5 protein-coding genes are annotated in these 4,197 nt (G+C 41.6%); 2 read left to right on the top strand and 3 right to left on the bottom strand.

Annotated elements, in window-relative coordinates:
• Nucleotides 1–306: 306 nt before the first annotated feature.
• A complete protein-coding gene (gene hemW / locus EWV84_RS16880) occupies nucleotides 307–1,479 on the top strand; it encodes a radical SAM family heme chaperone HemW (protein ID WP_287078935.1) in 1,173 nt (390 codons plus the stop codon).
• A 17-nt stretch (nucleotides 1,480–1,496) separates the two neighbouring features.
• On the opposite strand, the gene EWV84_RS16885 is transcribed toward hemW, so the two are convergent.
• Nucleotides 1,497–1,817, bottom strand: a complete 321-nt coding sequence (locus EWV84_RS16885; RefSeq protein ID WP_287078936.1) for a cupin domain-containing protein — start codon at nucleotides 1,815–1,817, stop codon at nucleotides 1,497–1,499.
• Nucleotides 1,817–2,389, bottom strand: a complete 573-nt coding sequence (locus EWV84_RS16890; protein ID WP_287078937.1) for a shikimate kinase — start codon at nucleotides 2,387–2,389, stop codon at nucleotides 1,817–1,819. The genes EWV84_RS16885 and EWV84_RS16890 overlap by 1 nt, the downstream gene beginning before the upstream one ends.
• 233 nt (nucleotides 2,390–2,622) lie before the next feature.
• On the opposite strand from EWV84_RS16890, the gene EWV84_RS16895 reads away from it, so the two are divergent.
• Complete coding sequence (locus EWV84_RS16895) at nucleotides 2,623–3,696, top strand: Gfo/Idh/MocA family protein (RefSeq protein ID WP_002791832.1); 1,074 nt, start codon at nucleotides 2,623–2,625, stop codon at nucleotides 3,694–3,696.
• 51 nt (nucleotides 3,697–3,747) lie between these two features.
• Here EWV84_RS16895 and EWV84_RS16900 read toward each other — a convergent pair whose 3' ends face one another.
• Nucleotides 3,748–4,083, bottom strand: coding sequence for an excalibur calcium-binding domain-containing protein (locus EWV84_RS16900; protein WP_287078938.1), 336 nt, complete (start codon nucleotides 4,081–4,083; stop codon nucleotides 3,748–3,750).
• Nucleotides 4,084–4,197: the final 114 nt, after the last annotated feature.

Here is a 4,197-nt window from a genome sequence, read left to right on the forward strand (position 1 = left end):
CTAGAAGGTAATCCTCATTAAAACGGGTAAATGAGTCAATTTAACCCACAACGATGATCTTTTTTTTGTGTAGTTTTATTGCAAAGAAAAAGTTTTTTTGACAAAAAGCACAAAGTATGATATGGTCTAACGGATTTCTAGCTGCGAGTAGTCATCAGATACGAGTTACAGCGTTTCTCAGATAGATGAGGTTCGTTCTTGCATCTAAAATACTTGATTAGCAAGGGTTAGTCTGTACCTCACCTTGACGAGAAAGGCTGTATGAGTTCACTGATTACTGATTACTGTTCACTGATAACTGCTGTAATGCCCTATTTTCACCCCGTAACCTCGGTTTATATTCATATTCCCTTTTGTCGTCGGCGCTGTTTTTACTGTGATTTCCCGATTTTTGTCGTCGGTAATCGCACCAATCCGGCGACTTTTCCCCCTGTGGTGGAGTATGGGGAAATATTACAAGAAGAAATTAGCCTTAGTCAGGGGACCGGGAAACCCCTAGAAACAATTTTTTTTGGGGGGGGGACTCCTTCCCTGTTACCGGTGGAATTATTAGGGGCAATTCTGGATACTTTAGCCAAAAAGTTTGATTTTGCAGCTGATATAGAGATTTCTATGGAGATTGATCCGGCTACCTTTAGTTTAGAACAATTACAGGGTTATCTTAGCGCGGGAGTCAATCGGGTTAGTTTAGGAGTACAGGCTTTTCAAGAACCATTATTACAGGTTTCTGGTCGATCGCATACCGTTAAGGATATCTATCATGCAGTGGAATTAATTCAGGGATTGGGAATAGTTAACTATAGTTTGGATTTGATTTCGGGATTGCCACAACAAACCCTCACAGATTGGGAAAATTCCCTAGAAAAAGCGATCGAACTGCAACCGGCCCATCTTTCCTGTTACGATTTGGTCTTAGAAGCGGTTACTCCTTTCGGTAAACAGTATCAACCGGGGAAAAAACCCTTACCCGATGATGAAACCACGGCAAAAATGTATGTTTTAGCCGGTGAAAAACTAGCTTTAGCCAGTTATCAACATTACGAGATTTCTAACTATGCTAAACCGGGTTATCAATGCCGACATAATCGAGTTTACTGGGAAAATCGTCCCTATTACGGCTTTGGTATGGGGGCCGCTAGTTATCTCCATCAACAACGTTTTACCCGTCCGCGCAAAAGTCGCGACTATTTCGCTTGGGTAAAAGAAGGCTGCCGAATCGAGGTGGAGAAAAATAGTTTGATTGATGATCTTCTCGAAACCTTAATGCTAGGGTTAAGGTTAGCGGAAGGGGTGAGTTTACCCGCCATTGAAGCTAATTTTGGTTCGGAAATCAAAAAAGCAATTTTAGAGGTCTTAGAGCCGCATAAGCAGCGTAATTTAGTAATAATTGAGGGGGATAGCAGGGTCAGATTAAGCGACCCTGAAGGTTTTTTGTTTTCTAATATCGTTTTAACCGATTTATTCAATCGCTGGCAATAGTTAGAAACTATAGTTTCCTAGCGATAATAGACAGCTAACCAAATACAAGGGGGATTATTGCTAGTCAATTCGACGCGATGTTTTTGGTGAGGAGGAATCAGTAGATAATCCCCTGCTTGCAGATGAACTTGGCTGCCATCCTCATAACTAATCTCGGCAAAACCCTGTAATAAAATCACCCATTCAAAGTCAGATTGATCGTACCATTGACCGATGGGAGTGGTTTGACCAGTGGAAATAATTCTTTCCAGACGAATAGCCTGACTTTGGGCCAAAATTTCCAGAATTTCTCGGTCAGGAATTAGTTCGGGTAAATCAAAAATTGAAGCTGCTGTCATTAGTTATTATTCCTTTCTGGATGAAAATCTTTAATCACCGTCGGTATTGCTGTTAAAATTTTCTCAACGATATCAGCAGCTGTATCTAGGTCAGAAACAACAATCCGAAGATCTGCTTCTGCATAAAGTCCTCGTCTTTGTTCTAATAATAATTCCAGTTTACTTTCTAAATCAGTGGACTCAAGCAAGGGACGAGAGGTATCTTGTTTTAAACGTTTAACCAAGACTTCGAGAGGAACATCTAACCAAATCATTAAACCGTGACGAAGATAACTCCAATTTATCGGTTTTAAAACCATCCCTCCCCCGGTAGCAATCACAGTTTTAGTCAGAGAGGATAATTCGGCCAAAACTTGGGTTTCTAACTCCCGAAAAGTCGCTTCTCCCTCGTCGGCAAAAATTTCCCTGATTTTCTTTCCCGCGACCCTTTCTATTAATATATCTGTATCAAAAAAACGATATTGTAACCGTCGGGAAAGCAACTCTCCCAGGGTGGATTTGCCGGCCCCCATCATTCCTAGCAAAAAAACACTTAATCCCCGTAAGGAGTTAAAATCTGTTGCATTGTCCATAGTTAAAATTTAGCTGAATGTAGTCCTCGCTACTAAGGGACGATGTTTTGATAAGCATTTAGGAGTGAAAACCCGCAGGTGAAATCAGAAAATCTTCTCAGAACTGCCATTGACACCGACATCGTGTCAGAATCTGGATAACCATGATACCATCTTGGTAATTAATCGACAAAATCAGCTTGATTAATTTAATCAAGTGGTGTGAGGAGTGTGAACACAGGAGTCTAAAATTCATGTCCAATCAACCAGCAAACTTTCCGGGTAACAGAAATCAACTCAAACCGATTAAAGTCGGGGTTATCGGGGTCGGTAACATGGGACAACACCATAGTCGCATCCTGAGTTTATTAAAAGACGTGGAATTCGTCGGGGTGGCCGATGTCAACGTCGAAAAGGGACTGGAAACTGCCAGTAAATACCGAGTCCGTTTTTTTGAAAATTATTTAGATCTCTTACCTAGGGTAGATGCGGTTTGTATCGCTGTCCCCACGCGGTTACACCATCGAGTCGGGATGGACTGTCTGCAAGGGGGAGTACATACCTTGATCGAGAAACCGATCGCCGCTAGTATTAGTGAAGCGGAATCTTTAGTCAATGCGGCAGCCGATCACGATTGTATTCTGCAAGTGGGTCATATCGAGCGTTTTAATCCCGCTTTCCAAGAGTTATCGAAGGTCTTGAAAACCGAGGAGATTCTAGCGATTGAATCCCATCGCATGAGTCCCTATTCCCAGCGCGCTAATGATGTGTCGGTGGTGTTAGATTTAATGATCCATGATATAGATTTAATTTTAGAATTAGTCGCCGCTCCTGTGGTGAAATTAACCGCTAGTGGTAGTCGCGCTGCCACTGATTCCGGTTATCTCGATTATGTCACTGCCACCCTTGGTTTTAGTAATGGAGTGGTGGCTAATTTAACCGCTAGTAAGGTGACTCATCGCAAGATTCGCCGTTTAGCAGCCCACTGTAAAAATTCTCTCACGGAAGCGGATTTTCTCAACAATGAAATCCTCATTCACCGGCAAACCACCGCTAACTATAGCACCGATTACGGTCAAGTTCTCTACCGTCAAGATGGTTTAATTGAAAAGGTTTATACTAGCAATATTGAACCTCTACACGCGGAATTAGAACATTTTGTTCATTGTGTGCGCGGTGGAGACCAACCTTCCGTCGGTGGGGAACAAGCTTTAAAAGCTTTACGATTAGCTAGTTTAATCGAACAAATTGCCCTTGATGGTCGCGTTTGGCAACAATCGGACTGGAATTATCAATATCTTAATTCTCCCGTGATTACTGCTTCTTGATTGTTTTTACCCCGATTCTTTAAATGAGAGAATTGGGGTGAGGAAACCAAATTAGTTATTTTGAGAACTTTTCAAACATTTTTCTGAGGATTTTTGACCACACCATTGACTTTCACAGGGAACTCCATCACCGTCTCCATCCATTTTGACATTGGGGCAATTTCTCAAGAAAAAAGTCGCTTCTGCACAGGATGTCATCTGCGAACAGTGAGTTCTACCATCGCAGCGAAATTGTGGAGAAGGACTAGGTTTTTTCTGGGGATTAGGACGATTATTGTTGTTAGCTACGGCTAAATTATTGAGAGTTTTATTGCCAGAAATTGGTGATTTTATTGATATTTGTTCCCCCAGAAAAAACAGAATTAAAATAACAACTACTTTTTTCATCGAAAATTTTGGGTCTGAAACCCCGTCGTTTCACGACGGCTTTACTGTTAAATACTAGCACATTTACGGAATATATGCTAAAATGCTCCCCATGGAAAAAGCCTATTGGTTTCG

Origin of the sequence: Microcystis sp. M_QC_C_20170808_M3Col (assembly GCF_007095505.1) — a bacterium.
In the GTDB taxonomy this organism is placed as follows: Bacteria; Cyanobacteriota; Cyanobacteriia; order Cyanobacteriales; family Microcystaceae; genus Microcystis.

Excerpts from the sequence above, each read along its gene's own strand:
- EWV84_RS16900 (WP_287078938.1), bottom strand. The coding sequence starts at position 4,083 with ATGAAAAAAGTAGTTGTTATTTTAATTCTGTTTTTTCTGGGGGAACAA.
- hemW (WP_287078935.1), top strand. The coding sequence starts at position 307 with ATGCCCTATTTTCACCCCGTAACCTCGGTTTATATTCATATTCCCTTT.
- EWV84_RS16885 (WP_287078936.1), bottom strand. The coding sequence starts at position 1,817 with ATGACAGCAGCTTCAATTTTTGATTTACCCGAACTAATTCCTGACCGA.
- EWV84_RS16895 (WP_002791832.1), top strand. The coding sequence starts at position 2,623 with ATGTCCAATCAACCAGCAAACTTTCCGGGTAACAGAAATCAACTCAAA.
- EWV84_RS16890 (WP_287078937.1), bottom strand. The coding sequence starts at position 2,389 with ATGGACAATGCAACAGATTTTAACTCCTTACGGGGATTAAGTGTTTTT.